Annotated in this window: 26 protein-coding genes and 2 pseudogenes; 16 read left to right on the plus strand and 12 right to left on the minus strand. The window is 35.9% G+C overall.

What is annotated here, in order from left to right; translation table 11 throughout:
* Positions 1 to 519 precede the first annotated feature (519 nt).
* Complete coding sequence (locus tag MY533_RS07180) at positions 520 to 1350, plus strand: MBL fold metallo-hydrolase (protein ID WP_248718545.1); 831 nt, start codon at positions 520 to 522, stop codon at positions 1348 to 1350.
* A 562-nt stretch (positions 1351 to 1912) separates the two neighbouring features.
* On the opposite strand, the gene MY533_RS07185 is transcribed toward MY533_RS07180, so the two are convergent.
* A complete protein-coding gene (locus MY533_RS07185; RefSeq protein WP_248718546.1) occupies positions 1913 to 2353 on the minus strand; it encodes a DUF4362 domain-containing protein in 441 nt (146 codons plus the stop codon).
* A gap of 603 nt (positions 2354 to 2956) precedes the next feature.
* Between MY533_RS07185 and MY533_RS07190 the strand changes: the two genes are divergently transcribed.
* Complete coding sequence (locus MY533_RS07190; RefSeq protein ID WP_248718547.1) at positions 2957 to 4159, plus strand: NAD(P)-dependent malic enzyme; 1203 nt, start codon at positions 2957 to 2959, stop codon at positions 4157 to 4159.
* A gap of 42 nt (positions 4160 to 4201) precedes the next feature.
* Here the strand turns inward: MY533_RS07190 and MY533_RS07195 are convergent, their stop codons facing one another.
* The 3 genes from MY533_RS07195 to gdhA all read right to left on the minus strand — a co-directional run bounded on the left by MY533_RS07195 (position 4202) and on the right by gdhA (position 7264).
* Complete coding sequence (locus MY533_RS07195; RefSeq protein WP_248718548.1) at positions 4202 to 4849, minus strand: Yip1 family protein; 648 nt, start codon at positions 4847 to 4849, stop codon at positions 4202 to 4204.
* Between the two features lie 168 nt (positions 4850 to 5017).
* A complete protein-coding gene (locus MY533_RS07200; RefSeq protein ID WP_248718549.1) occupies positions 5018 to 5704 on the minus strand; it encodes a phosphoribosylaminoimidazolesuccinocarboxamide synthase in 687 nt (228 codons plus the stop codon).
* Positions 5705 to 5890: 186 nt separating this feature from the next.
* Entirely contained in the window at positions 5891 to 7264 is a 1374-nt protein-coding gene (gdhA, locus tag MY533_RS07205) for an NADP-specific glutamate dehydrogenase (RefSeq protein WP_248718550.1), read from the minus strand.
* Positions 7265 to 7451: 187 nt separating this feature from the next.
* Here gdhA and MY533_RS07210 point away from each other — a divergent pair, with 187 nt between their 5' ends.
* Together MY533_RS07210 and MY533_RS07215 are read left to right on the plus strand one after the other, a co-directional pair.
* Complete coding sequence (locus MY533_RS07210; RefSeq protein WP_248718551.1) at positions 7452 to 7925, plus strand: YaiI/YqxD family protein; 474 nt, start codon at positions 7452 to 7454, stop codon at positions 7923 to 7925.
* On the plus strand, positions 7915 to 9252 hold the full coding sequence (locus MY533_RS07215) for a D-serine ammonia-lyase (RefSeq protein WP_248718552.1): 1338 nt from the start codon (positions 7915 to 7917) through the stop codon (positions 9250 to 9252). The genes MY533_RS07210 and MY533_RS07215 overlap by 11 nt, the downstream gene beginning before the upstream one ends.
* Before the next feature lie 70 nt (positions 9253 to 9322).
* On the opposite strand, the gene MY533_RS07220 is transcribed toward MY533_RS07215, so the two are convergent.
* Together MY533_RS07220 and MY533_RS07225 are read right to left on the minus strand one after the other, a co-directional pair.
* The gene (locus MY533_RS07220) at positions 9323 to 9514 is read right to left on the minus strand and encodes a hypothetical protein (RefSeq protein WP_049666523.1); all 192 of its coding nucleotides are present in this window, start codon (positions 9512 to 9514) and stop codon (positions 9323 to 9325) included.
* Between the two features lie 437 nt (positions 9515 to 9951).
* Positions 9952 to 11133, minus strand: coding sequence for a pyridoxal-phosphate-dependent aminotransferase family protein (locus tag MY533_RS07225; protein WP_248718553.1), 1182 nt, complete (start codon positions 11131 to 11133; stop codon positions 9952 to 9954).
* Between the two features lie 186 nt (positions 11134 to 11319).
* Here MY533_RS07225 and MY533_RS07230 point away from each other — a divergent pair, with 186 nt between their 5' ends.
* Entirely contained in the window at positions 11320 to 12399 is a 1080-nt protein-coding gene (locus tag MY533_RS07230; RefSeq protein ID WP_248718554.1) for a DUF1835 domain-containing protein, read from the plus strand.
* Between the two features lie 57 nt (positions 12400 to 12456).
* Here the strand turns inward: MY533_RS07230 and MY533_RS07235 are convergent, their stop codons facing one another.
* Positions 12457 to 12948 (minus strand): hypothetical protein, encoded by a 492-nt coding sequence (locus MY533_RS07235; protein ID WP_248718555.1) that lies wholly within the window; start codon positions 12946 to 12948, stop codon positions 12457 to 12459.
* Positions 12949 to 13316: 368 nt separating this feature from the next.
* Between MY533_RS07235 and MY533_RS07240 the strand changes: the two genes are divergently transcribed.
* From MY533_RS07240 to MY533_RS07255, 4 genes are all read left to right on the plus strand, one after another.
* Positions 13317 to 14003 (plus strand): nuclease-related domain-containing protein, encoded by a 687-nt coding sequence (locus tag MY533_RS07240; protein ID WP_248718556.1) that lies wholly within the window; start codon positions 13317 to 13319, stop codon positions 14001 to 14003.
* A 24-nt stretch (positions 14004 to 14027) separates the two neighbouring features.
* Positions 14028 to 14261 (plus strand): nucleoside triphosphate pyrophosphohydrolase, encoded by a 234-nt coding sequence (locus tag MY533_RS07245; RefSeq protein WP_371873309.1) that lies wholly within the window; start codon positions 14028 to 14030, stop codon positions 14259 to 14261.
* 220 nt (positions 14262 to 14481) lie between these two features.
* Entirely contained in the window at positions 14482 to 14709 is a 228-nt protein-coding gene (locus tag MY533_RS07250; protein WP_248718557.1) for a YdbC family protein, read from the plus strand.
* A gap of 171 nt (positions 14710 to 14880) precedes the next feature.
* The gene (locus MY533_RS07255) at positions 14881 to 14988 is read left to right on the plus strand and encodes a putative holin-like toxin (RefSeq protein ID WP_220443510.1); all 108 of its coding nucleotides are present in this window, start codon (positions 14881 to 14883) and stop codon (positions 14986 to 14988) included.
* A gap of 214 nt (positions 14989 to 15202) precedes the next feature.
* Here MY533_RS07255 and MY533_RS07260 read toward each other — a convergent pair whose 3' ends face one another.
* Positions 15203 to 15796 (minus strand): nitroreductase family protein, encoded by a 594-nt coding sequence (locus MY533_RS07260; RefSeq protein ID WP_248719171.1) that lies wholly within the window; start codon positions 15794 to 15796, stop codon positions 15203 to 15205.
* Between the two features lie 234 nt (positions 15797 to 16030).
* Positions 16031 to 17275 (minus strand): ferredoxin reductase family protein, encoded by a 1245-nt coding sequence (locus MY533_RS07265; protein ID WP_248718558.1) that lies wholly within the window; start codon positions 17273 to 17275, stop codon positions 16031 to 16033.
* Positions 17276 to 17477: 202 nt separating this feature from the next.
* Between MY533_RS07265 and MY533_RS07270 the strand changes: the two genes are divergently transcribed.
* Positions 17478 to 17966 (plus strand): metal-dependent hydrolase, encoded by a 489-nt coding sequence (locus tag MY533_RS07270; protein ID WP_132358933.1) that lies wholly within the window; start codon positions 17478 to 17480, stop codon positions 17964 to 17966.
* A gap of 58 nt (positions 17967 to 18024) precedes the next feature.
* On the opposite strand, the gene MY533_RS07275 is transcribed toward MY533_RS07270, so the two are convergent.
* Positions 18025 to 18846, minus strand: coding sequence for a squalene/phytoene synthase family protein (locus MY533_RS07275; RefSeq protein WP_132358930.1), 822 nt, complete (start codon positions 18844 to 18846; stop codon positions 18025 to 18027).
* 759 nt (positions 18847 to 19605) lie between these two features.
* On the opposite strand from MY533_RS07275, the gene coaW reads away from it, so the two are divergent.
* From coaW to MY533_RS07295, 4 genes are all read left to right on the plus strand, one after another.
* Entirely contained in the window at positions 19606 to 20442 is an 837-nt protein-coding gene (gene coaW, locus MY533_RS07280) for a type II pantothenate kinase (protein ID WP_248718559.1), read from the plus strand.
* Positions 20443 to 20881: 439 nt separating this feature from the next.
* The gene (locus MY533_RS07285) at positions 20882 to 21070 is read left to right on the plus strand and encodes a hypothetical protein (RefSeq protein ID WP_049667178.1); all 189 of its coding nucleotides are present in this window, start codon (positions 20882 to 20884) and stop codon (positions 21068 to 21070) included.
* 21 nt (positions 21071 to 21091) lie between these two features.
* Complete coding sequence (locus MY533_RS07290) at positions 21092 to 21235, plus strand: hypothetical protein (protein ID WP_185903432.1); 144 nt, start codon at positions 21092 to 21094, stop codon at positions 21233 to 21235.
* A 47-nt stretch (positions 21236 to 21282) separates the two neighbouring features.
* A complete protein-coding gene (locus MY533_RS07295; RefSeq protein ID WP_248718560.1) occupies positions 21283 to 21657 on the plus strand; it encodes a DUF3889 domain-containing protein in 375 nt (124 codons plus the stop codon).
* A gap of 35 nt (positions 21658 to 21692) precedes the next feature.
* Here MY533_RS07295 and MY533_RS07300 read toward each other — a convergent pair.
* A pseudogene (locus MY533_RS07300) lies at positions 21693 to 22168 on the minus strand (DJ-1/PfpI family protein).
* A gap of 235 nt (positions 22169 to 22403) precedes the next feature.
* Between MY533_RS07300 and MY533_RS07305 the strand changes: the two are divergent.
* Complete coding sequence (locus tag MY533_RS07305) at positions 22404 to 22802, plus strand: MarR family winged helix-turn-helix transcriptional regulator (protein ID WP_248718561.1); 399 nt, start codon at positions 22404 to 22406, stop codon at positions 22800 to 22802.
* Complete coding sequence (locus MY533_RS07310) at positions 22802 to 23998, plus strand: MFS transporter (protein ID WP_248719172.1); 1197 nt, start codon at positions 22802 to 22804, stop codon at positions 23996 to 23998. The genes MY533_RS07305 and MY533_RS07310 overlap by 1 nt, the downstream gene beginning before the upstream one ends.
* A 133-nt stretch (positions 23999 to 24131) precedes the next feature.
* Here the strand turns inward: MY533_RS07310 and MY533_RS07315 are convergent.
* Positions 24132 to 24527 (minus strand): annotated as a pseudogene (locus MY533_RS07315) (transposase); the annotation flags it as partial.
* Between the last annotated feature and the right edge of the window lie 90 nt (positions 24528 to 24617).

The raw sequence follows: 24617 nt of genomic DNA on the forward strand, positions 1-24617 counted from the left end.
CCGAGGTGACGGAAAGAAATCCAAAGTCGCCCCGCTCAAATCGTGGATAGAATCGTCAGAGCGACGGATAGAAATCCAAAAACGTGGATAGCCCCCCAATCGTGGATAGAATCGTCAAAATGATGGATAGTCCCACCAGAGCGACGGAAAGAAAAGCCGAAGCGACAATAGAAAGGCAAGAGCGACGGATAGAAATCCAAAAACGTGGATAGCCCCGCCCAAAACGTGGATAGAATTGTCAAAAACGTGGATAGTCCCGCTCAAATCGTGGATAGCCCCCCAATCGTGGATAGAATCGCCAAAATGAAGGATAGCCCCACCCAAAATAATGGATAGCCACCATCAAAGCGAGAAATTATGAGGATTGTACCCTATGTTACCGTAATCTGGACTTTTCTAATGAATCCATGGTCTCTCTAAATACTAGGATTTTAGTAATAACAATACGAGTTGTGATGTATTCATAAAATGACTGGTTATTCATTTTATGCTACACTCTTTTTACAAAGGGGGAAAAGGATGATTAAACGAGAGAAAAGTATAGAGATTCAACAAAATCGTGATGTGCAATGTGCTCACGGTAAAGTGGCAGTTCATGGGATAGGAATGAGTGTTTATAGTTTTTTTGTGGATGGTTTACTAATTGATACAGGCTCATATTCACTTTCACAGGAGTTCCAATCCTTTTTTAACGAAATACCGATTGAACAATTGGCGCTCACTCATTCTCATGAGGATCACTCAGGAAATGCAGCGTGGATTCAGCAACACAAGGGTGTACCTATCTATGTTCATCGTGATTCGGTGAGCCTTTGTGCACAGGATGGGGAGTATCCTTTTTATCGGCAGGCATTATGGGGTGAGCGACCAGCGTTTATTGCACAACCGTTAGGCAATACATTACAAACGAAATCAGCTACATGGGATGTTATCGAAACACCAGGGCATACGACAGATCATGTATCATTTTACAATCGAGAAACAGGTGCTATGTTTACAGGTGATCTGTATATACAGACGAAAACTAAGGTTGTCCTTGATGAAGAAAATATCGTACATACCTTGGCGTCATTGAAGAATATATTAAACTATGATTTCGAAGAAGTTTATTGCTGTCATGCGGGCTTTTTAGCGGATGGTCGATCAAAAATAAAAGAAAAAATTGCTTATTTAGAAGAAATAGAGCGCAATGTAAGGCAATTATTTGATAAAGGTTATTCGGTAGAAGAAATCACAAAAGCAATCTTTCCTCGTGATTATCCGATTACAAAAGCATCCGGGGAACAATGGTCCTCCAAGCATATTATCACTGCTTTTATAAATCAATTTAAGAAAGAGTCCTTAGCATAAGGGCTCTTTTTTTGTTTACTGGGTGGAGGAAATAAAATGCTCCATGGGGCCGCCAAGTATCATCTATAATATAGCTAGGTGGTGAAAAATTGGAAAAGTCATTTGGAATTTCGAGTTTATCTCCAAGATAAACTGGATCAATTTTCCCGCTCCCTTCTATGCTAGGTGTTTCATTGATTCGAATTAAACTATTTTTGCTGTAATCTTCATATTTAATTACTTCCCCTTTTGAATTTACCATGTCATAGGGATGAGAAATTTTACTTGGATCAAAATTGAACGTTCCTAAGGAATCTTCTGCAAAAACACTTACTGGGATTAACAATAAAATAAATAAAAAAATAGATTGTACAATTATAATATATATATATATATATGAAAAAAAGTAAGTTGTATTATAAATATACGATAATTTTACATATTTGTGTTTGATATAATTCGCAAATGGTGATGGTAATTTTTAAAGTTAGTATGGTAGGTTTCTAATAAAAAAATTTAGACTGAGTTATATATAGTAAAAATTGAGTATTTTTATAGTGAATGGTTTCAAATAAAAGACTAGCTAATATTTCTCAATAATTAAAATGTTGTTGTCAATAGGCTTATCACAGCCTTCGAGTAAGTATTTTTCACTAATGTTCATTTGTACTTTTTTAAGTGAAATACAAGTTGTTTGAATAAGACTTTTTTGCTCATTTATATTGCTTTTAGTATCAATTGTTAAATAGATCATTTCATTTTGGTATTCAAGATAATAAAATACCAGATTACCTTCAGGTGTATATCTAACTAATCTTATATTATCTGTTTTATTTTGCTGAACATTATTATGAAACTTTTCAAATCGCTCTTTATTCTCTATTTCACCTTGTTTGTCAGTTGTATCTTCTAGTAGCTCTGGGTAAGGAAATATATCGGGGTCCATTTTAATATCATGTGATTTATTAGGAACATCACATCCATAAATTATCAAAATAAAGAATAGAACATATATTTTTTTCATGACAATACACCTCTTTTTCCATTAAGTCGATTTTTGTAAAAAGAACGGTTGAAATGTAGGATATTTTGCGTTCAAGTAGTCATCATAAGAATCATCTCTTTGGTATTTGTTTAGTCGCAATAACCTTAACAGAAATGGATTCTTTTTTCATCTTTTAAGTGCAAAAGTGAATCCCACGGAAAAGTACAAGCAACTTTTCCGTGGGATTTTGTATGTGGTGGTGAATAATTTGGGTTTAAGAAGGATAATAAAAAACTTTGTGAAAAAATGTGAAGAAAATGTGACGGAACCAGCTGGAATAATGGATACGCTTACATTAGTTTGTGAAAAATTTCTCATTTACACAAGAAAAATACTATGTGAAAAGTTGAACAGGTTTAGTGGCGGTATTTATACATTTTTTATAAAGCTAATCGATGTAAATGTTATATTGAAATAATTGATTGTGAACTTGATAACAAGGCGTGAAATAAGTGAAGATAATAATAAATGGCGTTATTTAGAAGTGAAATTAAAATTGACAGAAAATTCGTTGACTTTATTTTCACAAAGTATTATGATTCTAAAATATATAATAATTCGAAAAGAAAAGGATGGGATTGAATGGATATTATGAAAAAGGCTTTAGAAATGCACGAGTATTATAGTGGGAAATTAGAGGTGATTTCTAAAGTACCTGTGCAAGATTCATATGATTTAAGTCTCGCGTATTCGCCAGGGGTAGCTGCGCCTTGTGTAGAGATTGAAAGAAATCCATCGCTTGTTTACGACTATACAATGAAAGGGAATATGGTAGCGGTTGTTTCAGATGGTACGGCGGTATTAGGGTTAGGGGATATTGGCCCGAAGGCAGCATTACCAGTAATGGAGGGGAAGGCTATTTTATTAAAGCGTTTTGCCAATGTTGATGCTTTTCCTATTTGTTTAGATACGAAAAATACGGATGAAATCGTCAGCATTGTGAAGGCGCTTGCTCCCACTTTTGGTGCTGTAAATTTAGAAGATATTTCAGCGCCAAGATGCTTTGAAATTGAAGATCGTCTGCGCCAAGAATGTGATATTCCTGTGTTCCATGATGATCAGCATGGAACGGCGATTGTAGTAGGTGCAGGGATGGTTAATGCTAATCGTATTGTGAAGAAAGATGTGGCAACGATGAAGGTTGTCATTAATGGTGCAGGAGCAGCCGGTATTGCTATTTTGCGTATTCTTGTGCAAATGGGCTATAAAAATATTTATATGTGCGATACAAAAGGTCTCATTTATGGAGGTCGCGCTGAAGGTATGAATCCAATTAAAGACACAGTGGCCCATTTAACAAATCCTGAAAAAATGCATGGAACTTTGGAAGATGCCATTAAAGGTGCTGACGTTTTTATCGGCGTATCGGTTGCTAATTTATTAACAGAAGCACATATTGCTTCAATGAATGATGATCCAGTCGTGTTTGCACTAGCAAATCCAAATCCTGAAATTACGTATGAAAATGCTAAAGCATGGGGTGTACGTATTATGGGGACAGGACGCTCCGATTATCCAAATCAAATTAACAATGTGCTTGCTTTCCCTGGTATTTTCCGTGGGGCATTGGATGTTCGAGCAACAGATATTAATGAGGCTATGAAAATAGCTGCAGTTGAAGCGATAGCTGCTCTTGTAAGTGATGAGGAATTAACGGAAGAATATATTGTACCTAAATCATTAGATGAGCGGGTGGTTGAAATTGTTTCCCAAGCTGTAAGTGGAGCAGCTGTTGAGTCTGGTGTGTCAGAGCTATTCCAACAAAATACAGTGCTTTCTGTTTAACGTGAAAAAATCTCCCACTCTCATAGAGAGAGGGGAGATTTTTTACGTTCCGGCTAAAATGCCGATAGCTGCAAAGAGAACAATTATCAGAATAATGAGGACAATGAGAAGAATGCCTGGAATATAGAGTGTAAAGAAGGCCTTCCAATTGGTTATTTGGTGTGCTTCTGCAATAATTCCTACTGTAATAACAAGGTTCCAAATTGCAACCACAATCGATAATAAAATTGCAATCCAAATAACCCAAGGGTAAGGCCCGGCGAAGTCAGGATCCATTAAAGACTCAGGTGATGTAAATAACCAAATTAAATAAAAAGGAATAAGTACTATAGATGGAATAGCAGTTAAACTTAACCCTTTGAATAAGTGTGAGTATGTACCTGTCCCTTTAAAAAGTTTACCGAACAGCCAAGCGATTAGTGCAAGAAAAGCTGTACCGATTATTCCTGAAATCGGTGCTGCAATAATACAAAATAGTAAGATAAGCCAAGGAGAAAAGTCTATCACGGATGTTTTATCAATAAGGTCTGAAAGTGTAACACCAATATAACCAATTGACAAAAGAAGAAGAGCAAAACCAATTGATTTTTCTTCTATCATGTAACGGGTTGTTTGCTTTGGGTGCAACCAAATAGACAAAAATGGATTAACCTTTTTCCTTTCTTGTGATCTTTCATTAAAGTCATCCATTAAATTACCTCCAAAATAATAGAATAAATGCATGATGCGTATAATTAGTATACGAGTGATTCGATGAAAAGTTTCGAAAAAACATTTTAGACAAAAAGAGCCGCAAGAAAGCGACTCTTTTTGATTACTCGTATTTAGTCAGGCATGGCATTTTAATAGAATAGTTTTTTATTCAGCTAACATAATTTTTTCAAGCTCTAATGGTTCTATGTATTGTTCGCCTTTGTAAGCACGCATATTCCCACCTGAAATTTCATCTATTAATAAAATTTCATTTGTTTTAGCATCGCGGCCAAACTCTAGTTTGATATCATAAAGTGTTAACCCTTTTTTGTCAAGCTCTGCAGCAACAAATTTAGCAATTTCAATTGTACGTTGCTTTAAAATTGCGTATTCTTCATGTGTTAACAGGTTTAACATAGCTAAAGCATCTTCAGAAATGGGAGGATCTAGTCGTTCATCATCTTTGATGGTAACTTCTACGAAAGAATCTAAGTCTTGTCCTTCTTTTACGTAAGCACCGTAGCGACGTAGGAAAGAGCCTACTGCCTTGAAGCGGCAAATGACCTCTAAACCCTTACCAAAAACAGTTGCAGGCTTTACTGTCATTGTTGCATCGTTGAAGTTTGCATCAACGTAGTGAGTAGGAACACCTTGTTCATTTAGCTTTGAGTAGAAATAAGAAGTTAAGCGAAGTCCAGCTAAACCAGCGCCGTCAATTGTTAACCCAACAGTATTAGCACCTGGGTCGAATACGCCGTTTTCTCCAGTTACATCATCTTTAAATTTTAATAAGTAATGACCATCTTCTAATTGAAACACATTTTTCGTTTTACCTGTATACAATAATTCCACAAAAAACCCTCCAATTTTCATAGTACTTCATTATTATAACACGAATGTTTTAAATATTTAATACTAAAAATGTTCGTTTTAAAAGATGTTTTTTTATGTTTTTAACTTCGTTTCCAATGATAAAACAAGGTGATAACGAATGTTCGTTATCACCTTGAATGGATTGAAAGGATTCTGAAATTAATATTAATAAACGCCTTCAGCTAGCATACCATTAGCCACTTTTATGAAGCCAGCGATGTTCGCGCCAACTACAAGATTTCCGGGGTAGCCATATTTTTCAGCAGCTGCTTTGCTGTCCGCGTAAATGTTTTTCATAATTTCATGTAATTTAGCATCTACTTTTTCAAATGACCAGAAAACGCGACTTGAATCTTGCGCCATTTCAAGAGCAGATACAGCAACACCTCCAGCATTAGCAGCTTTGGCAGGACCAAATAATACGCCAGCATTTAAGAATTCGTTAATTGCTTCAAGATCTGATGGCATGTTTGCACCTTCACCAATAGCTTTCACACCGTTAGAGATTAAAGTACGAGCTGAATCGCCATTAATTTCATTTTGTGTAGCACATGGAAGCGCGATGTCACAAGGGATCGTCCAGATACCAGTGCAACCTTCTGTAAATGTAGCATTTGGACGATAGTTTAGGTAAGTAGAGATACGATCGCCTTTTACTTCTTTAATTTCTTTAATTGCATCAAGATCTAAACCTTCTGGGTCATAAACATAGCCTGAAGAGTCAGAGCAAGCAACAACTTTTGCGCCATAAGCTTGTGCTTTTTCAATCGCATATGTTGAAACGTTACCAGAACCAGAAACTACAACTGTTTTACCTTCAAATGAATCGTTGACATCTTTTAGCATTTCTTTCACAAAATAAACAGTACCATAACCAGTTGCCTCTTTACGGGCTAAAGAACCACCGTAGCCAGGAGTTTTACCAGTTAATACACCAGATTCGCTTGCTTTTGTTAAACGCTTATATTGGCCCCATAAATAACCTACTTCACGAGCGCCAACACCGATATCACCTGCTGGAACATCGACATCTGGACCAATATGGCGGTATAATTCAGTCATGAATGCTTGACAGAAACGCATAATTTCCGAATCTGATTTACCTTTAGGATCGAAGTTTGAACCACCTTTACCTCCACCGATTGGTTGGCCTGTTAAAGCATTTTTAAAGATTTGTTCAAAGCCTAAGAATTTGATAATGGATTCATTTACGGAAGGGTGGAAGCGAAGACCGCCTTTGTATGGTCCCATTACGTTGCTGTATTGCACACGGTAACCACGGTTTACTTGAACTTCATTGTTATCATCTTGCCAAGCTACACGGAAAGAAATGATACGATCTGGCTCAACGATACGAGATAAGATATTGGCTTTAATATATTCAGGGTGTTGAGCAAATACAGGCACTAATGAAATGAAAATTTCTTCAGCTGCTTGTAAGAACTCTGCTTGATAACTATTTTGTTGTTTTAGTTGCTCGAATACGCCATCAACGTATTCTTTTGCTAATTGTTCGTTGCTTACAGTTGTAGTTGTCATAGTAAAAAACCTCCAGTTATTTGATAGTTGTATCGTATATCTATTTTTCGCACTATTCAATAAAATACTTTTTCCAACAGTCTAAAGTTTGTGAAAAATTGAGCAAACGAGGGGAGGAATTTATTATATTAAAATAACAATAGGTTGAGCGATCTATCTAATTATGAGAAAGGAATGATGCTTTATTGTGAAGGTTTTAATTGACGCTGACGCCTGTCCAGTCGTGGATTTAGCGTTATCTATATCATCTGAGTTTGAGATTGAAACAATCTTGTTTTGCGATACATCCCACCGTATCGAACGTGATAATGTAATAACAATTATGGTTCCTAAGGGTCCGGATTCGGTTGATTTTACGCTAGTGAATGCGCTTTCAAAACATGATATTGTCATTACACAGGATTACGGTTTAGCAGCTATGGTTTTGGCAAGAGGAGGTTATCCAATCGATCAAAATGGAAGAGAGATGTCCAATGAAAATATCGAACGTTTGCTCGATATGCGTCATGTTGGACAGAAAATTAGACGTGCTGGAGGACGAACGAAAGGGCCTAAAAAACGAACTCAAGAAAACAATATTTCGTTTGAATTGAATTTTCGACAAATTTGTGAACGAGCGATTTTAGCTCAAAAAATGGAGGAATCTGAAGGTGGAAAATGAGCGTAAACACGAACTATTAAATCAATTTCCGGGACTAAACGAGTTAGCAAATCATCATACTGTACTTTGGGAAAATACAAATCGAGAAATAAAGGCGCAAACAAATCTTTTTTCAATGGAGGAAGTTGAGGAGGCAGAAGAAACACTTAAACGCTTTTCATCCTATTTAACTTTAGCATTTCCAGAGCTTTTGGAAAGCAAAGGGCTTATTGAATCGTCGTTACTAGATATACCTTACATGAAGAAAGCTCTTGAAAAAGAATTTGATGTATTAATACCAGGTCAATTTATCTTAAAATGCGATCATGCCTTGCCAATTTCCGGCTCTATTAAAGCTCGTGGTGGTATTTTTGAAGTATTAAGGCAGGCAGAACGGCTTGCGATCGCTAGTGGTAAGCTAACAAAAGAGGATAGTTATGCGGTGCTAGCAACAGAGGACTTTCAATCGTTCTTTCAGCAATATACAATTGCCGTAGGTTCTACAGGTAATTTAGGATTGAGTATCGGCATTATGGGCAAAAAACTCGGCTTTAATGTCGTTGTACATATGTCGAGTGATGCAAAAGAGTGGAAAAAAGCATTACTGCGTGAAAAAGGTGCGACAGTTATTGAATATGAAGCAGATTATAGTGTTGCTGTAGAACAGGGTCGTCGAGAGGCTGAACAAGATCCTATGTGTCATTTTATTGATGATGAAAATTCGAAGGACCTATTTGCCGGCTATGCAGTGGCGGCGAAGCGTTTAAAAGCGCAGTTTGAAAAGACGAATATTTCAGTGGATGCTGCATATCCATTGTTCGTGTATTTACCATGTGGTGTAGGTGGAGGACCGGGGGGAATTGCGTACGGGATACGTGAAATTTTTGGAGAGCATGCCCATATATTTTTCGCAGAGCCTGTAGCATCTCCTTGTATGACAATTGGCTTAATGACAGGTTTACATGATGAAATTAGTGTAGAAGATATCGGTCTTACTAATAAAACCGAAGCAGATGGCCTTGCTGTTGGTCGTGCGTCAAAATTTGTTGGCAAAGTGATGGAAACATATATTAGTGGTTGTTATACAGTGAAAGATGAAGAATTATTTACGTCACTCGGTTTAGCGATGGATTCGGAAGGCCTGTTTTTAGAACCATCTGCACATGCAGGGATGTTCGGACCAATTCAGTTAATGAAAAATGGACAAAGTTATTTAGAAAAGCATGATTTAGTTAATAAGATGGAGCAAGCTACCCATCTTGTATGGGCAACAGGTGGAAGTATGGTGCCGGAGGAAATGCGTGAGGAATACATGGCAAGATGTGCCGGTAGCAGAATGAATGATTAAGGTAGTTCGTTAATAAGAAAACGCAAGAATGTTATCGGAATCAACATTCTTGCGTTTATTACTTTTAAAGTTATTTATATAAATAGTCCAACGCTTGATAATCTTGCTGATAGCGTCCACCGTCCGCTACTTCAGCGTGATATAAAGCTTTTAAAGCATAATTTTTTTGCAAATCCATTTCAGACATTAATTCTTTTAGGCGATCATGTAATTCACGGTTTTCTTTCACAAGTTGCTGCATTTGTGGTTTAAAATATTTCATACTGTCTAACTCCTCAATTTATAACGTGTTTATTAGTATAACACTTTTAGCTTTTGAAAATGCACTTATATTCATAATTCGAGTCGATCATGCCGTGAAGTACTGGCCGAAATTGGAATTTTACTTAGGTATATCGTTCTCTGACGATTTCTATGCTTGTTTATGAACTTAAGATTTAATGACAGGTATACTTGATGAGATTAATGTTGAAGATTTTGAGATGTTTAGTCTAAAAGGGTTTTACTTTTTTACGTATAGATATAAAGGCCCTTTTGTTCAATTGGCCAATAAATAAACAAACCTCCAAATCCATACATAGATTTGGAAGTTTAAATCTTTATCTCATTTATCAAGCAATAAGAGGAAGAATAATTACCGATATAATCCTAATTGGTGAAGACAAATCATATCTGTGCGGATGAAGAAGGCCTCGCTGATTAAAGTTTCACTTTATCGTGGCATTGTTTTCGCTGGGCGGTTAAAAATACTTCCTGTGCTGCCAGTACACCTGCACCTGGCTCAAAGTCATATTCAAAGTCTTGAAGTGCTGCTTCTATTAAAGAAACTGCTTGTAAAATATCACTTGGGAAACAATAGCCCATATGGCCGAATCTAAAAATTTCACCTTGCAAATGGCCGAGGCCACCAGCAAAATCTAAATGATATTGTTGTTTTAAATGTGCCAAGAAGTTACCGAGTGCAATCCCTTTTGGTGCCATAATCGCTGTAATGGTCGGAGAAGCATGCTCATCTGTAGTGAGAAGTTCAATATGAAGGGCATTCATCGCATGACGTACCATGTTTTTCATTAGTTCATGGCGGGCAACTGTATGTTCAAAGCCTCCTTCTTCCTCTATAAGTTTACAAACCTCATGAAGTCCAGAAATAAGTGTTACAGTAGGCGTGTTTGGCGTCATCCCTTTTTCTGCCCAGCTACGATAGCTTAATAGGTTTAAATAATAGGACGGTGTATTGTTTTCTTCAATAACGTTCCAAGCTCTATCACTAACGCTGACAAGAGAAAGTCCTGGAGGTAGCATCATCGCTTTTTGAGATCCAGTAACAAGAATATCAATTCCCCAGGCATCCATTTCAGCTGGAGCTCCACCTATGCAGCTTACACCATCGACAATACATAATGCATCTGTTTCCTCACGTACAACTTGTGCTAATTCAGCAATTGGGTTTAATATACCAGTCGAAGTTTCATTGTATGTGACAAAAACAGCTTTAATATCTTTCAACGGTTGCAAGAATTTTCGTAGCTCCTTAGCTGTGCAAGCTTGTCCCCATTCTTTTTCAAGCTTATGTACATGAAACCCATATTTCTCACAAATCGAAACAAAATAGTCTCCGAATGCTCCAACAGTGATCACAACAACATTTTCACCAGCAGAAACAGTGTTAACCGCCGCGGCCTCTAAAGCTGCTGTTCCACCTGATGGAAGAAGTAAAATATCCTGCTTTGTCCCGAAAATAGGTTTTACTAATTCAATTGTTTCACGGTAAAGTGCTACAAATTCATTGCTTCGATGACTAATAATATCGCGATTCATTGCAAGTTGAACCTTTTTAGGAATTGGCGTAGGTCCTGGATGTCTTAAAATATTTTCATACACAATCATCAAACCCCTTTGTATTAAAAATTAGAAATTCGAAATTTTCTAACTATAATATAGCATATTTTTCTGTTATCTAACTTATTTTTCAAAATTTGATAGATCGAGTGTCGTAAGAGAGTAGAAAATAAAGCTGATTAGCTCCTAATTTTTGTATGGTAAAATTTTATAGAAGGGGGCTAAGTGATGGAATCGAAAGTAAAGTATCCATATATTTATTTTTTGCTGGAATCAAATATAGTTTTTGTCTATCGAATTAAATCACATAATTATTTGAACGCATCGGATTTGATAGATAGGAGTGAATGGGAGGCTTATGAATTACAGCATCATGTTCAATTTGAAGCGTTCAACCATGAAGAAAGTAAAGCAATTGACGGGTGGGGGTTGTCGTTTGAGCAACATGACTTAAGCGATATCGTAGAAATTATTAATGACTGTATTCAAAAACATTGTTCTGTGGATCAACGAATAACAACACAGGCTGTTCATATTGTGAGCTCTGAATCTGCAGCTGGCTCAGTGAGAGTAGCACTTGCACCACCAAAACATGTGATTGGATTCCCAGATTGCTTTTCAATTGGACCATTGTGGAAGCTAGAGGAGAAAAGAGGTCAAACATCCCGAAACAATTGGTTATTTGAAAATATTAACGATGGACAGGAAGATGTTTATCAAAATAAGTTTACAAATACTTTGCGTGAAATAGAAGATATTTCGAATTATGTTCCTATCTATATTTGGTATGGTAATAATGCCGATGAACAATGCGGGCTTCGTTTTTTCCTCTATTTATTGCGAGATAAATCAAATGAGATTTTTCTTATTAATACAACAGAACAAAGTAAGGATAATTGTGCGACAAGCCATCTTAGTTCACAGCAATTAGCGCAGCTTTTTATGAACATGGAAGAAAAAAAGCCATTAACTATCCAGGAGCGTCGTATGTTCCAAAATGAATGGGAAACATTATCGCAAACTAACGATATTCTGCGCTTATGGACTAATAATGGAATAAAAGGGGTACCAGAAAATTATTTTGATCCACTTATTATAGAGACGATAGAAAGGCTACATAGTGAACAAGCAACAACAGATTTTATCAAGACAGGGGCAGTGATTGCGGAACTCTTACCTTTGATTGAAGAGCTTCCTAGTGTCTTCTTTTTAGAATCTAGAATAAGATTTTTAGTCTATAGTGGGGTGCTCGCATTAAAAGGTATTCCTAAGTCCATAAGACATTATAGTGTAAAATTACGTGAATAACTAGAAAACCTCTTTCACCTAAAATGGTGTAAAGAGGTTTTTGTACGGGCATATGTATTATGCAACGAAAGGTTTATTCATTTTTAGTAAGCCATAGATCGAATAGAATAGTCCTAATGTGATGAACGATAAAATCGTATAAAGTACAGCTTTCCCAGTTCCACCAGTCCAACGATAGAAAAGACGATATGTGAAATAGAAAATAAAGCCAAGAAGACCTATTGAAGCAATCACATCTAGAAACAGAAACGGAATAAATGAAACAAATACCAATACAGCATAAATAATAGCATTTTTCATTGCTGCTGCTCGAACTGTTGCGTCATTATCACCCTTTGCTGTTAATAAGAAAAGGTTATAAATACCAATAATCGGAATCCAAGCAATGTAAGCCAGTTTGCTAAAGCCATTTACTTTAGATGCCTGGTAATAAATAAGTGAACTAATGACATAGCTTGCAATACTTAGCAATGCAATACAAATTAACATAATAATGAGAAATTCCAAATCTAAATCATCGAAATCATTGTAATATGAAGAATCGTACATAAGAAAACCCCCCTTTCAAAAAAATACTTCATAATAATAACAATACTAAAGTCATATATCTACAGTTAATTTTATCCGGAATTTAATGTTAATGATGTATTTGTACTATTCCGATAGATGTAAAAATTGTATTAATGATAATTTCTAATAAATGAATGATTGGAACAAAAAAGGGGTTAGCAAAGGGTAGTAGATGTCACCAAAAAAACAGTGTTTAAACAGATAGCTTCCAAACAAGAAACTATTTTGATGAAAAATTGAGTACTAATGTAAAAAATCCTAAAAATATCCATGATAATATTGGTATAATAGTTTTAGGATTTTTGGCTTATTGAGGTAAAAGAAACAATAGATAGGGGAGTATGTTTATGCTAATTATAATTTTAATATCGATAGTAATAAGCTTTTACTTTATGGAAAAACATTATCGGAAAAGTGTCTATTATAAACAGACAAAAAATAATTACTTTGCAGTTAAACTAAATAAAGGGAGAAATGGTGAGTACTTAACATCGAAGATTATTGAACGGCATGCCTTACAAAGTCATAGACAATTATTAAATGTCTATATTCCAAAAAGAAATTCAGATGAATTAACGGAGATTGATTTACTTTATATTGATCGAACTGGTCTTTATGTAATTGAGTCAAAAAACTATAGTGGTTGGATTTTTGGTAATGAAACACAACAACAATGGACACAAACGATGCCGAATAAGAAAAAATATAAATTTTTCAATCCAATCCGTCAAAATGCTACGCATATCCGTGCAATTCAAGATTTTTTAGACCTCCCGAAAGATGCAATTCATTCAGTCATTGTTTTTAGTGAACGCTGTACATTAAAAAAAGTGGTAGTAACTTCCCAAAATGTTCATGTTATAAAACGAGAGAATGTTGGGCGTTTTATCCAAACACAAAAGCAAACTGCAAAACAGTTTTTCTCTCAAGACGATATTCAAGCAATTTACAATAAGCTTGTACCTCAAATGCAAGTATCCAATGAAGTCAAAAAACAACATATTCAAACGATTCAGCAGAAATATGGAAAATAATCTTATGTAAAGGGGACAGTTGGCATGCCAATATACAATAAATTAGTACGTGATTTAATTCCTCAAGTAATTGAAGAGAATGGTAAAACATGTAGCATAAGAGTATTAGAACAAGGAGATCACTTAGAGGAAATAAAAGTGAAAATGCAAGAAGAAGCATTAGAATTTCTAGAGGCAGCCTCACCAAAAGAGGCCGTAGAGGAACTTGCGGATATTTTTAGTACATACAGCTATACAAATGTACGACGTGCCCTATGAACAATTAGAACAAATACGTACTCAGAAGAAGAACAAATGCGGAGGCTTTGCGAAAGGTATATATTTAGTTGAGGTGAAGGAGTAGGAGGAAGCATGTCATTAATTCTGACGGATTTTACATTTCTTAGGCAGTATAATTATTGGCAAGTGTTGTCACGTTTGATAATCCTATTAGTTCAAGATATAGTTCTTATTACAGGTACAACAAGGAGGAATGAATATGGCTGAAATTAAATACGAAATTGTGGAAACTGTTGCGGTATTATCGGAAGGCAATAAAGGCTGGAAAAAAGAATTAAATTTAATTAGCTGGAATGGTCGTGAGCCGAAATACGATATTAGAGATTGGTCGGAAGATCGTACAAAGATGGGGAAAGGTGTTACGTTGTCACTGTCAGAATTACAGCTTTTGAAAGAGTCATTAGCTAAATTGTCAGACTTGGATTAATGTACAAAGCAACTTTTTAGCGTCTTTTGACTAATTATGTAAGTGAGTAGCAATTTTAAATTTTCTGGGGATTTTCCATAGAATATATTTCGTAAAATTGTTAGACTAACATTAGCAACAATTCATTATGCAGGTGGCGGCTGAACTCCCTTTTGAAGGGGGGTGAGGCGGATGACAGTATTTGAAGCATTCAGTTTGATTGTGCAGTGTAGCCTTTTGCTAATTGCAGTACTGACACTGATGCTTAGCATTATTGTCTCTCAAAATAAAAAGAAATAGCCACCCTGCCGGCTAAGTAAGGTGGCTATTGCTAAAACTTTAACTTGGTCAGCCGCCATCGTTGCGGCATGATTGTTGCTTTGACTGGATGTTGACGCATCCAGTCTTTTTTATTCTATATTTAGTGTATCATATTTATTCGAAAAAGAACATTTTTCTTCATTTTAGCGAGCATTTTAAGCCAAGCCTTATTGATACAGTTCTTTCCCTTGGATTAAATGAATTTTGCGATGTCATTTAGCGCTAAACGAGATGAGCCGTAAGCTGGTGCTGCTGCTTTTCCGATAGCGATTAAGACAATTGGCACTAGATTATCTTTTAATGCAAAGTGCTTCGCAAAAGCCTCTTTATTGAAGCCACCCATTGTAACCGTATCATAGCCCATATCTTTTGCTAAAAGCATAATTTGCATAGAAATTAAGCCTGCATCAAATGTAGCTATATTTTTTAGAACTTCTGTAGGAAGGTTTGAATAAATCTTTAACGAATTTTCAATCATCATGTTTTTTGTTGCTTCGTCCATATAGCCAAGCTCGACGTTTTTTGTATAGATTTCTTCAACATTATTGTACATTGCAGTATCGCCTAATACCGCAATGATGGCAGACGCAGTTTCTACTTGCTCCTGGTTATTTGCAATTAAACGTAGTTCCTTTTTTACTTCCTCATCTTGGATCACTAAAAAGCGCCAAGGTTGTAAATTACTTGATGATGGAGCGGTTGTTGCTATCACAAGTAATTCCTCTAAATCTGATTGAGGAATTTTATAATTTGCTTCATATTTACGAACAGATTTACGATCATGCATTACTTTATTTAAATAACTTATTGGTGTAGTCAAGTCAAAATATCTCCTTTATTTTTAATGAGATTTTACTATACGATATACTTTTTGAAATTCCAAGTAAATTGCTCGAAATTGATTAACTTCTGTCAACGGGTGTCCAAACAGCTGCGCTACACTTCCGCGCAAAAAACATGTGTTGACCTAAAGCCTCCACGGATTTCAGACGCGATGATGCTAGGGCATAATCGATAATTATTACTTAAATTTAAATGCCTCGAAGTCAACGTTTATATCTTTATTGTGGGTTTTCAATTGCTTGGCAAAATGTTTTAGCATTTTTTCGGGGCCACACATAAAAATACTTGTTTGTGGGGGCACTGGAAAATTTTCAAATGAAAGTCTGTCCATTTGGGTAGTATCAATAAAGTTTACTTTGAATTGTTGATTAGTTATTGCATACTCCTGTAAAAAATCTTTATAGATAGCATTGTTTTGACCATGGTAAGTGTAAAATAACTCAATATCACGATCCAATGGTTGCGATTGTAAATAAGATAAAAATGGAGTAATACCTATACCGCCAGCTATCCAAACTTGTTGCTGTGTTCCATTTTCAAAGTTTAAATGCCCATAAGGACCGTCGAGTGTGATTGGTGTATTCAGTTGAACTGAATCATATACTTTTTTTGTGAAATCACCAACCGCCTTTATAGTGACAAATAATTTTTTTCCATCGCCACCTGAAATTGAAAAGGGATGAGGCGCCTTTTCTATGCCATCTTGCAAAATTTTGATAAAAATAAATTGTCCATGACGAAAGGGGAGGCTTCTTTCAAGAGTTAGCTCCAGTTCAATAACATTGGAGCCCATTTTCTTGATTCCTGTAATGTTGCCTGTATATTTGAAAAACATATCCTGATACATCGTCAACATATATAATGCCGACATAAATCCAATAGTTGTAGTGATTGCTGTGAAAATTCCTAAAGGTGTAGGCTGCAATAAATCGTATCTGCTTGAAAAATAGGCATGATAAATTCCAAATGTATAAGGAATAAGCATTAATCGATGAAAGATCCGCCAATGCTCATATTTTAGAAATTTAGCAAAAAGCGCAATGACAATTAACGCTATGAAACCATATTGACCAAGTGATCCTAGTTCTTTCGCAAATTCGCTGAGTGAAGTTCTTTGTACTTTATCCCAGTGGGGGACCAGATCTTGTAATTGTCCATGAATAACCACTAATACTAGTGAAAGAATAGCTAAAGATTTATGATAAAAATAAACATTTTCTAGACCATGGAACCAACGCTCAAACATTTTCATTCTTGTTGCTAGCAAAAAGACAAGAAAAAAGCCTGTAATGGCCATGCCTCCAATGATGTGACTGAGCTTGTTAACTGACTGGATAGGTTCTATAGGTGTAGCGAGAGACCACAGTAAAGCACTACTACTCATGATTAGTATGATAAACAAAATTCCTTTGATAGATTTCATAAATAACCTCCAATATTCATTTTTATCTCTAAATATCCTATATATACAATAAGAACCTGAAATGTTTCTGAATTTGATATGAAAGTTAATTTCGTGAACAAAAAAAGGGATTATACGTTCGGAATATATGTTCCCTTTTGTGCTGGAGTGTGGTAAATTAAGAAGGATAAAAATATAGAGATATAAGGAGCAGAAGTAAATAATGCAAGGGAATACACATATTATCGGGGGCATCACTGCTAGCCTTGCTTTTGCACAAATTTCTAATGATAATCCACTTGTTTTAGTAGGAGCGGGCGTTATCGGTGCATTACTTCCAGATATTTGCCATGGAGGCAGCAAAATCGGGAGGAAGTTTCCCGTTATTTCAAAGATCGTCAATACTTTGTTTGGACATCGTTCATTTACACATAGTTTGCTTTTTTTATTTCTAGTAGGGATGTTACTACATACGTTTATACCTTACGAATCCATTTCACTAGGCATTTTATTAGGGATGGCAAGTCATGTTTTCCTTGATATGGGGACGAAGAAGGGTGTTAAGCTGTTCTTCCCAGTATCCATTTCAGTACGTCTACCTATGACTATAAAAACGGGTAGTAAAGCTGAAAAGGTAGTATTTATGTTGTTAACGATGCTTTCAGTCTTTTTTAGTTATGAAATGATTGTTAATCTAGTTCAGTCCGTATAACTAAAACAGCCCCAGTACGAGAATTTCTCATACTGGGGCTGTTTAAATGGTATAAGTTTTAGTCAGCCTGTACCTCTTCGACTGTTTGTTCTACTTCTGCTCGTGACATTTTTTCACGACCTTCTTGCATTGCCTTCAATGTTTTATGGGCTAATGCAAGTGGTAGACGACAGAATAATAATACAGTACGTTTATTAATATCTTTCATATAAAGATCCGCTTTCGCGAGATTTTCCTCTGCATATGCAAATAAATCTTCACGTGTCCAGCCATCAGGAACGAAACTTACTCCGCGCTCGTCCATATCCTCATGCTGATTACGTAAAATATTGACTGCTTGGAGACCACGGCCATAGCCAATAGCTAAATCGCGATCTGTTTGAATGTCAGCACCCCACGCCCAAAGCTCAGACAGCATTGTCCCAACAAGCCCTGCAACGTAGTATGTATAATCATCTAAATCCTCTCGCGTATGCACCTGCCAGTTTGCTTTTGCCCATTTTGCCATCCCAAATGCCATTTCACTTGTTGAAGCTTGGACAATTTTACGGGAGCCCTCAGGACAAAACGTTAGCCAATCTGCTAAACGAAGAGATACTTCAGGTAGCTGATCTACATATGGCGCTAATAATGCTTCATAGGCATCAGCATTAAATGATTCCTTTAATAACTCACTTGTTGCATTAAGTAAATCGAATTTTACGTCATTAGAAAGATTTTCATGATCCTCAATTTCATCTATAGCACGCATTGCTAAATACGCGGCTGCCACAGACAATTTTAAATCGTTTTTTAAAAAAGTAATCGGTATATAAAAAGTGCGACTAGTTTCCTTTAAAACTTGCATCGCTTCTTTATAAAGTTTTTTTTGATCTTTCACTTGTATTCCTCCGTTCAAATGGTCACACATCTATAGTATATCGTATCGTAAAAGTGATGAAAGATAAAACAGATTGTTCAATTTATAATCAACTATTTTCAAATGGTATAAATGAAGACAAAGTGGGGATTAATAACGAATAACGAGATTGCAATTTTTATAGGTAGGACTTCAATAGCAAAATTGATTTCAAGAAGCGAACTTTTGGAGGATATCAGCTAATTCCGCTAGGAGTTGCCATCAACTAGTTCATAGGACATACGTTTTATTAGTTTTATCGAACACTTTTAGGAATTAGCGCTCAACTTTTAAATTTTTAACGATATCCACTTGCTAGAATCGATAATGCACTCGAGTGTCATTGCATTTTCAGTTCTTTTGTGTTTTTATAGTAGAATAATGTTAAAGTTATAAAAATGTGACGAAAATCGTGTGATTAATAGAAAAAAATTGATATTTTTCGTCTTTTTTTCATGAAAGTTTGCTAAGTTATTGCACATTTATTTCAACAGCGTTAAAGTTTAGGAAGGACAGAGATACAACTTCACTTTTCGAGTAATTGTAGCAGTTGATTTGCTTTCGGTACTGAATTACAATACATCGGATTTTGGCACAATAACTCCTTGCAAAATCCGTGATATTTGTGGAGGCATGAACGATATTCAACTGGCTTCTAAGCGCCTCTTGAATACAAGCAAAATCTAGTATATATCTCACCATCTGAAATAGAGATTGTACGTAAAGTCAAAGGAGAATGGTATGCCAAAGGCTATAGGTATTGATGCAGGCGGAACATTGACAAAAGTTGCTTATTTAGATGAGCATAATGAGCTCGTTTTAATAACTTTCCCGTCAAATGATTTGCTAGCAGTGCAAAATTGGATTATTAATCATCCAGATATTGAGGATATTGGTGTTACGGGAGGGCGTACAGAACAATTACTGGATGTCATCAAAACAATGAAATCGATTCATTATATAGTAGAGTTTGAAGCCACATTGAAGGGCGTTCGATTTTTATTGCATAAAGAGGGCTACTTCTTCGAGAGAAGTATGATTACGAATATTGGTACTGGTACTTCAATTCATTATATGGAAGATAATACGCATGTTCGTGTTGGTGGTACAGGCGTTGGTGGTGGAACAGTGATTGGATTGTCAGCGCTTACAACTGGCATCACGGATTACAATGAAATAAGAGAACTGGCCTCTAAAGGTAATCGAGAAGAAATTGATTTACTAGTAAAGGATATTTATCAAGGGATGGACACACCTATTGATGGGCAACTGACAGCTAGTAATTTTGGGAAAGTTGGTATTACGGAATCCATCAAACATCCAACAGAAGATATTATTGCAACTGTACAAGGACTTGTAGGTGAGGTTATTACCACACTTAGTATTCAATATGCTGAAGAAAAAAATGCTCAACATATCGTTTATATTGGCTCAACTTTAAGTAATAATGATCATCTTACACGTGTTATTGCCAATTACACTCGTACGAAAAAGCATACACCCGTCTTTATTAATGACCACGGTTTTTCAGGTGCAGTTGGTGCATTATTAAATATAACTGAATATACGATTGTCTAAATACAATGTGCATTACTAATTAAAGTTAGTGATGTACATTTTTTTTATCTTCATTCAGTAGAAGAGTTCTACCTATAAGAAGGATGAAAACGGAGCGACGGAAAGAAGAGCTGAACGAATCTGTTTTTTTCCAAACACCTACTGTAAAAGACGCCACATCCTGCGGCAATTTGTCTGTGCGAAAGCGAAGCGGCAGCAACAATAACAACAACACACGACTGTTTGACCAACATCATGCCGCTTTCGCGATGTTGGCCCAAAGCCTCATTCGGACGCAATTATGCCAAGGCGAAAATTGATTGGACTGGAAACCTTTTAGTAATGCCTGCAGTTATCCCCAAAGCATAAAACCTTTTATCCTGAGCACATTACATGTAGGAGGTGAATATCCGTGGCCAATAGAAACACCAATCGAAACAACAGAAACAACAATAAAACAATGAATGTGAGAACGCATAATCCTTTTGATACCTACAAAAAAATAGACCTCGATAAATCAAATAGTAATAACAATAACCCGAATGACAATCTCAATGAAGAATTCGCTGCAGAATTTGATGCGAAAGCCAAAAATAAAGATAATAAAACGAACCATAAGAAAAATCAGCAGTCCAACAAAAATAAATAACCGAAATTGGAGGCTTAAATAATGGCAAAGAAAAATAAAACGAGCTTCAAAAAGAAAAAGAAAGAAGATACACATAAAAGAAATGATCGTGAAGAATATTCAGCAGAATTTAATCAAGTAATTCATAACAATCCTCAACAACCAAAACAATCCAGTAAAAGATAATGAAAATTGCTCCTTAAGGTTGTGAATGCTTAAGGAGCACTTATTTTTTGCTGTTTTGGCTACTTTATACCCAAAAAATTGAAAGGTTGATGAACTTGCGAAAATTTTGTATGAAACTTGGCATTTTTCTTGTCTTGTTTACTGTATACATCACTCCAACGATTACTTATGCTCAACAGGGAATTCCAGCCCATGCTCAATGGGGAAAAGTAGTAATAAAAGAGACACACGCAAAATACCCTCAAGCAAAAATCCTCGATTATTTGTATGAGGGAAGCGAGGTTGTTGAAGATGCCACTATTGAAAAATTTAAACTTTTGCTAAAACAAAGTGACAAGGAATTCGGTGTACATGTTCGAATTAAATATGACACCAATACAAAGAAAGTAGTGAAAATTGAATTCCAAGAAACCACTCCATAAAATAAGAGGATGCCCTTTCAGGCATCCTCATTCCGTTAGCTTTCTAGCTTTTGAATAAATTCTCGCATTAAGCCAGGTAAATCTGGCCATGCATGACCACTAATTAAATTAGCGTCTGTATGAAGAGTAGAATCGACATACGTTGCACCTGCTACTGTGCGTGACATACCGCAGCGATTGGTTTATTTTTTTCAAAGAAATGGCTCACTAGTACTGGAACATGTTCATTTAAACGAATGTATTCTGGCGCTCGTCCACCAGGAATGATGAGTCCGTCAAATTGTGCTGGATCTACTTCTGCGAAGGATGCGTGTGCTTCTATACCATATGCTGTACGCTCGATGTATGTATCGACACCATCGACAAAATCGTGCAATACAGTCTGTAATTTTTTTGCGGATGGTGCTGCAATCGTTACATCATAGCCAGCCTCAAGACAACGGTAATAAGGATAAAAAATTTCTAAAGCTTCAACTGCGTCTCCTGCAAGTATTAATACCTTTTTCCCCATGCTTCCATCTCCTTTTATTTGTAATCTATTAGCTTAATTCGACACTTTTAAAAAATTCCCTTCTGATAGTTAGTGCTTCGGAGAAAATCGCTGATAAAATGCAAGCTTATCACTGATGTACAAATACGTAAGTTGCTGTGGTTATGCGCCATCAAAACTTCAAACACTTTACAGTGAAAAAAATGAAGCGTATAGTATTTATTTAGCTAGGTAAATAAATAAGGAGGACGCTAACATGAATCCTATTTTTCATGCTTTATTCCAAAAAAGTCGTTATTTAACGAATTGTTTAAATGAAGTACTGAAACAGCACAACTTGTATAGCTCACAATGGGCTATTTTATATTGCTTACATAATCATGGGCCAATGACATTAACACAAATTTGGAAGTATTTAAATGTTGAGGCACCGAGTATAACTAGAGCAATTACTCGACTTGAGGCTTTAGGTTGGGTGCTTAGAATGGATGGTGAAGATAAACGTGAAAAAATCGTTACTTTATCACCATATGCAGAGGAACATTTGCCTGCTATCACTGAAACCATCTTAGCTTTTGAGGAAGAAATGGTAGGGGCATTGACAGATGAAGAACAACAGCAATTTATAATTTTATTGGAAAAAATGAAAGGTTGATAGATGTGCAGCAAGAGGGGAATACAAAAATATGGACGAAACGGTTTATTAGTCTCTTTTTAACAAATATCTCGGTATTTTTTGTTTTTTATGGATTGGTAACGACTTTGCCGTTATATGCGATCGGTGAGTTGCATCAGACAGACAAGGAAGCGGGATTGTTAATATCAGGATTTTTATTATCAGCTATTATAGTTCGTCCTTTTTCGGGTAAATTATTAGATGTTTTTGGGAAGAAAAAGCTTTTAGTTATATCAATAATAGGCTATTTTTTATGTACAGTCTTCTATTTATTTATTCATCCTTTTGGACTTTTACTAGGATTACGTTTTATTCAAGGGATATTTTTTAGTGTTATTACAACAGCAGCTGGCTCTTTAGCCGCAGATATAGTGCCAGCCAATCGAAAAGGTGCAGGGCTAGGCTATTTCGCAATGTCTACTAACTTAGCAGTAGTTATTGGACCATTTATCGGTTTGCTACTTATTCAATATAGTAGCTTTAATGTGCTATTTATTGTGATGAGTATTTGTATATTAGCAGGGGGCATTTTAGCTGTAACGATAAATACTGATGATTTATCTAAGTCAGAACATCAGGGTAAATTGACATTTAAATTTAATGATTTATTTGAATATCGTGCACTTCCAGTTGCAGCGATTGCTAGTTTAGTAGCATTTTCATATTCGAGTGTTTTATCGTTTTTATCAGTCTACGCTCAGCAAAAAGATTTAATGGCTGTAGCAAGTCTATTTTATGCAGTTTTTGCAGCAGCAATGCTTATTACACGTCCATATACAGGCAAACTTTATGATACAAAAGGGCCGCAGTTTGTTATTATACCTGGTATTATACTCTTTGCTATCGGTCTTGTTATGCTCGCATTTGTCTCAGGACCAGCACTATTTTTATTGGCAGCCATTTTTATTGGATTTGGCTATGGGGCAGTAACTACAAGCTTACAAACATTAGCTATACAGTCCACATCACATACACGCAGCGGTTATGCAACAGCAACGTTCTTTACGATGTTTGACATTGGTATTGCGCTTGGCTCTTATATTTTAGGAATGGTGGCCGTGCAAGTAGGCTATTCTTCTGTCTATCTAACTGGAGCAGGCTCGCTAGTTGTAGTCTTTATCATTTATTTAATACGTTTATTAAAAATAAAAGCGAAAAAAGTAGCACATGTATAAATAAAAAACAGTTGGGGCATCCCGTGGGTACTGAAAAACTTACGGTTTTAAAATAGCGAACCTTTTTCAGATAAAAATAAGGCACTTCCTGTTCAAAATTGAACAAGAAGTGCCTTATTTCTGTCTCTATTCCTTATTCATTTTCGTTTAGTTGCTTTAATATCCGTTTCAAATTGACAGCGAATATCGTTGTAGCACCTTGAATTTCCATGCCAAATAGACCCGCAGTCGATGCCGTATCATATCCATGTCCGTTTTTTTATTCACTATTCTTCGCTTCTATTTTGTAGCGATTTGCGGCTAATTGCTTAAATGCTTCCGTATTTTGAAATGCCTCTTGTTCGGCATGTGTATCCGACTTAATTGTGACAGAATATGTTTTACTTTTTGCATCTTCTTTATAACAGCCCTCTCTCATTGGACATACTTTGCATTTTTCAATGTCAAAATAATAGGTCTGACTTTGACTCTTACTCGTCCCTTTTTTACCCGTACGTGCTTTTCTTGTCGCGGGGGCACCACCTGCACATTAATTCTTTTATTATAAAGGAAAGCGTGACTAAAATAATAGTGTGATACATTGCGTTGTTTGGAGAAGCATCGCTCGACTCCTGCGGGA

This window comes from Lysinibacillus sp. Ag94 (genome assembly GCF_023242215.1).
Lineage (GTDB): Bacteria > Bacillota > Bacilli > Bacillales_A > Planococcaceae > Lysinibacillus.

Excerpts from the sequence above, each read along its gene's own strand:
- MY533_RS07180 (WP_248718545.1), top strand. The coding sequence starts at position 520 with ATGATTAAACGAGAGAAAAGTATAGAGATTCAACAAAATCGTGATGTG.
- MY533_RS07185 (WP_248718546.1), bottom strand. The coding sequence starts at position 2,353 with ATGAAAAAAATATATGTTCTATTCTTTATTTTGATAATTTATGGATGT.
- MY533_RS07190 (WP_248718547.1), top strand. The coding sequence starts at position 2,957 with ATGGATATTATGAAAAAGGCTTTAGAAATGCACGAGTATTATAGTGGG.
- MY533_RS07195 (WP_248718548.1), bottom strand. The coding sequence starts at position 4,849 with ATGGATGACTTTAATGAAAGATCACAAGAAAGGAAAAAGGTTAATCCA.
- gdhA (WP_248718550.1), bottom strand. The coding sequence starts at position 7,264 with ATGACAACTACAACTGTAAGCAACGAACAATTAGCAAAAGAATACGTT.
- MY533_RS07220 (WP_049666523.1), bottom strand. The coding sequence starts at position 9,514 with ATGAAATATTTTAAACCACAAATGCAGCAACTTGTGAAAGAAAACCGT.
- MY533_RS07230 (WP_248718554.1), top strand. The coding sequence starts at position 11,320 with ATGGAATCGAAAGTAAAGTATCCATATATTTATTTTTTGCTGGAATCA.
- MY533_RS07235 (WP_248718555.1), bottom strand. The coding sequence starts at position 12,948 with ATGTACGATTCTTCATATTACAATGATTTCGATGATTTAGATTTGGAA.
- MY533_RS07240 (WP_248718556.1), top strand. The coding sequence starts at position 13,317 with ATGCTAATTATAATTTTAATATCGATAGTAATAAGCTTTTACTTTATG.
- MY533_RS07245 (WP_371873309.1), top strand. The coding sequence starts at position 14,028 with ATGCCAATATACAATAAATTAGTACGTGATTTAATTCCTCAAGTAATT.
- MY533_RS07250 (WP_248718557.1), top strand. The coding sequence starts at position 14,482 with ATGGCTGAAATTAAATACGAAATTGTGGAAACTGTTGCGGTATTATCG.
- MY533_RS07255 (WP_220443510.1), top strand. The coding sequence starts at position 14,881 with ATGACAGTATTTGAAGCATTCAGTTTGATTGTGCAGTGTAGCCTTTTG.
- MY533_RS07260 (WP_248719171.1), bottom strand. The coding sequence starts at position 15,796 with ATGCATGATCGTAAATCTGTTCGTAAATATGAAGCAAATTATAAAATT.
- MY533_RS07265 (WP_248718558.1), bottom strand. The coding sequence starts at position 17,275 with ATGAAATCTATCAAAGGAATTTTGTTTATCATACTAATCATGAGTAGT.
- MY533_RS07270 (WP_132358933.1), top strand. The coding sequence starts at position 17,478 with ATGCAAGGGAATACACATATTATCGGGGGCATCACTGCTAGCCTTGCT.
- coaW (WP_248718559.1), top strand. The coding sequence starts at position 19,606 with ATGCCAAAGGCTATAGGTATTGATGCAGGCGGAACATTGACAAAAGTT.
- MY533_RS07285 (WP_049667178.1), top strand. The coding sequence starts at position 20,882 with ATGAATGTGAGAACGCATAATCCTTTTGATACCTACAAAAAAATAGAC.
- MY533_RS07290 (WP_185903432.1), top strand. The coding sequence starts at position 21,092 with ATGGCAAAGAAAAATAAAACGAGCTTCAAAAAGAAAAAGAAAGAAGAT.
- MY533_RS07305 (WP_248718561.1), top strand. The coding sequence starts at position 22,404 with ATGAATCCTATTTTTCATGCTTTATTCCAAAAAAGTCGTTATTTAACG.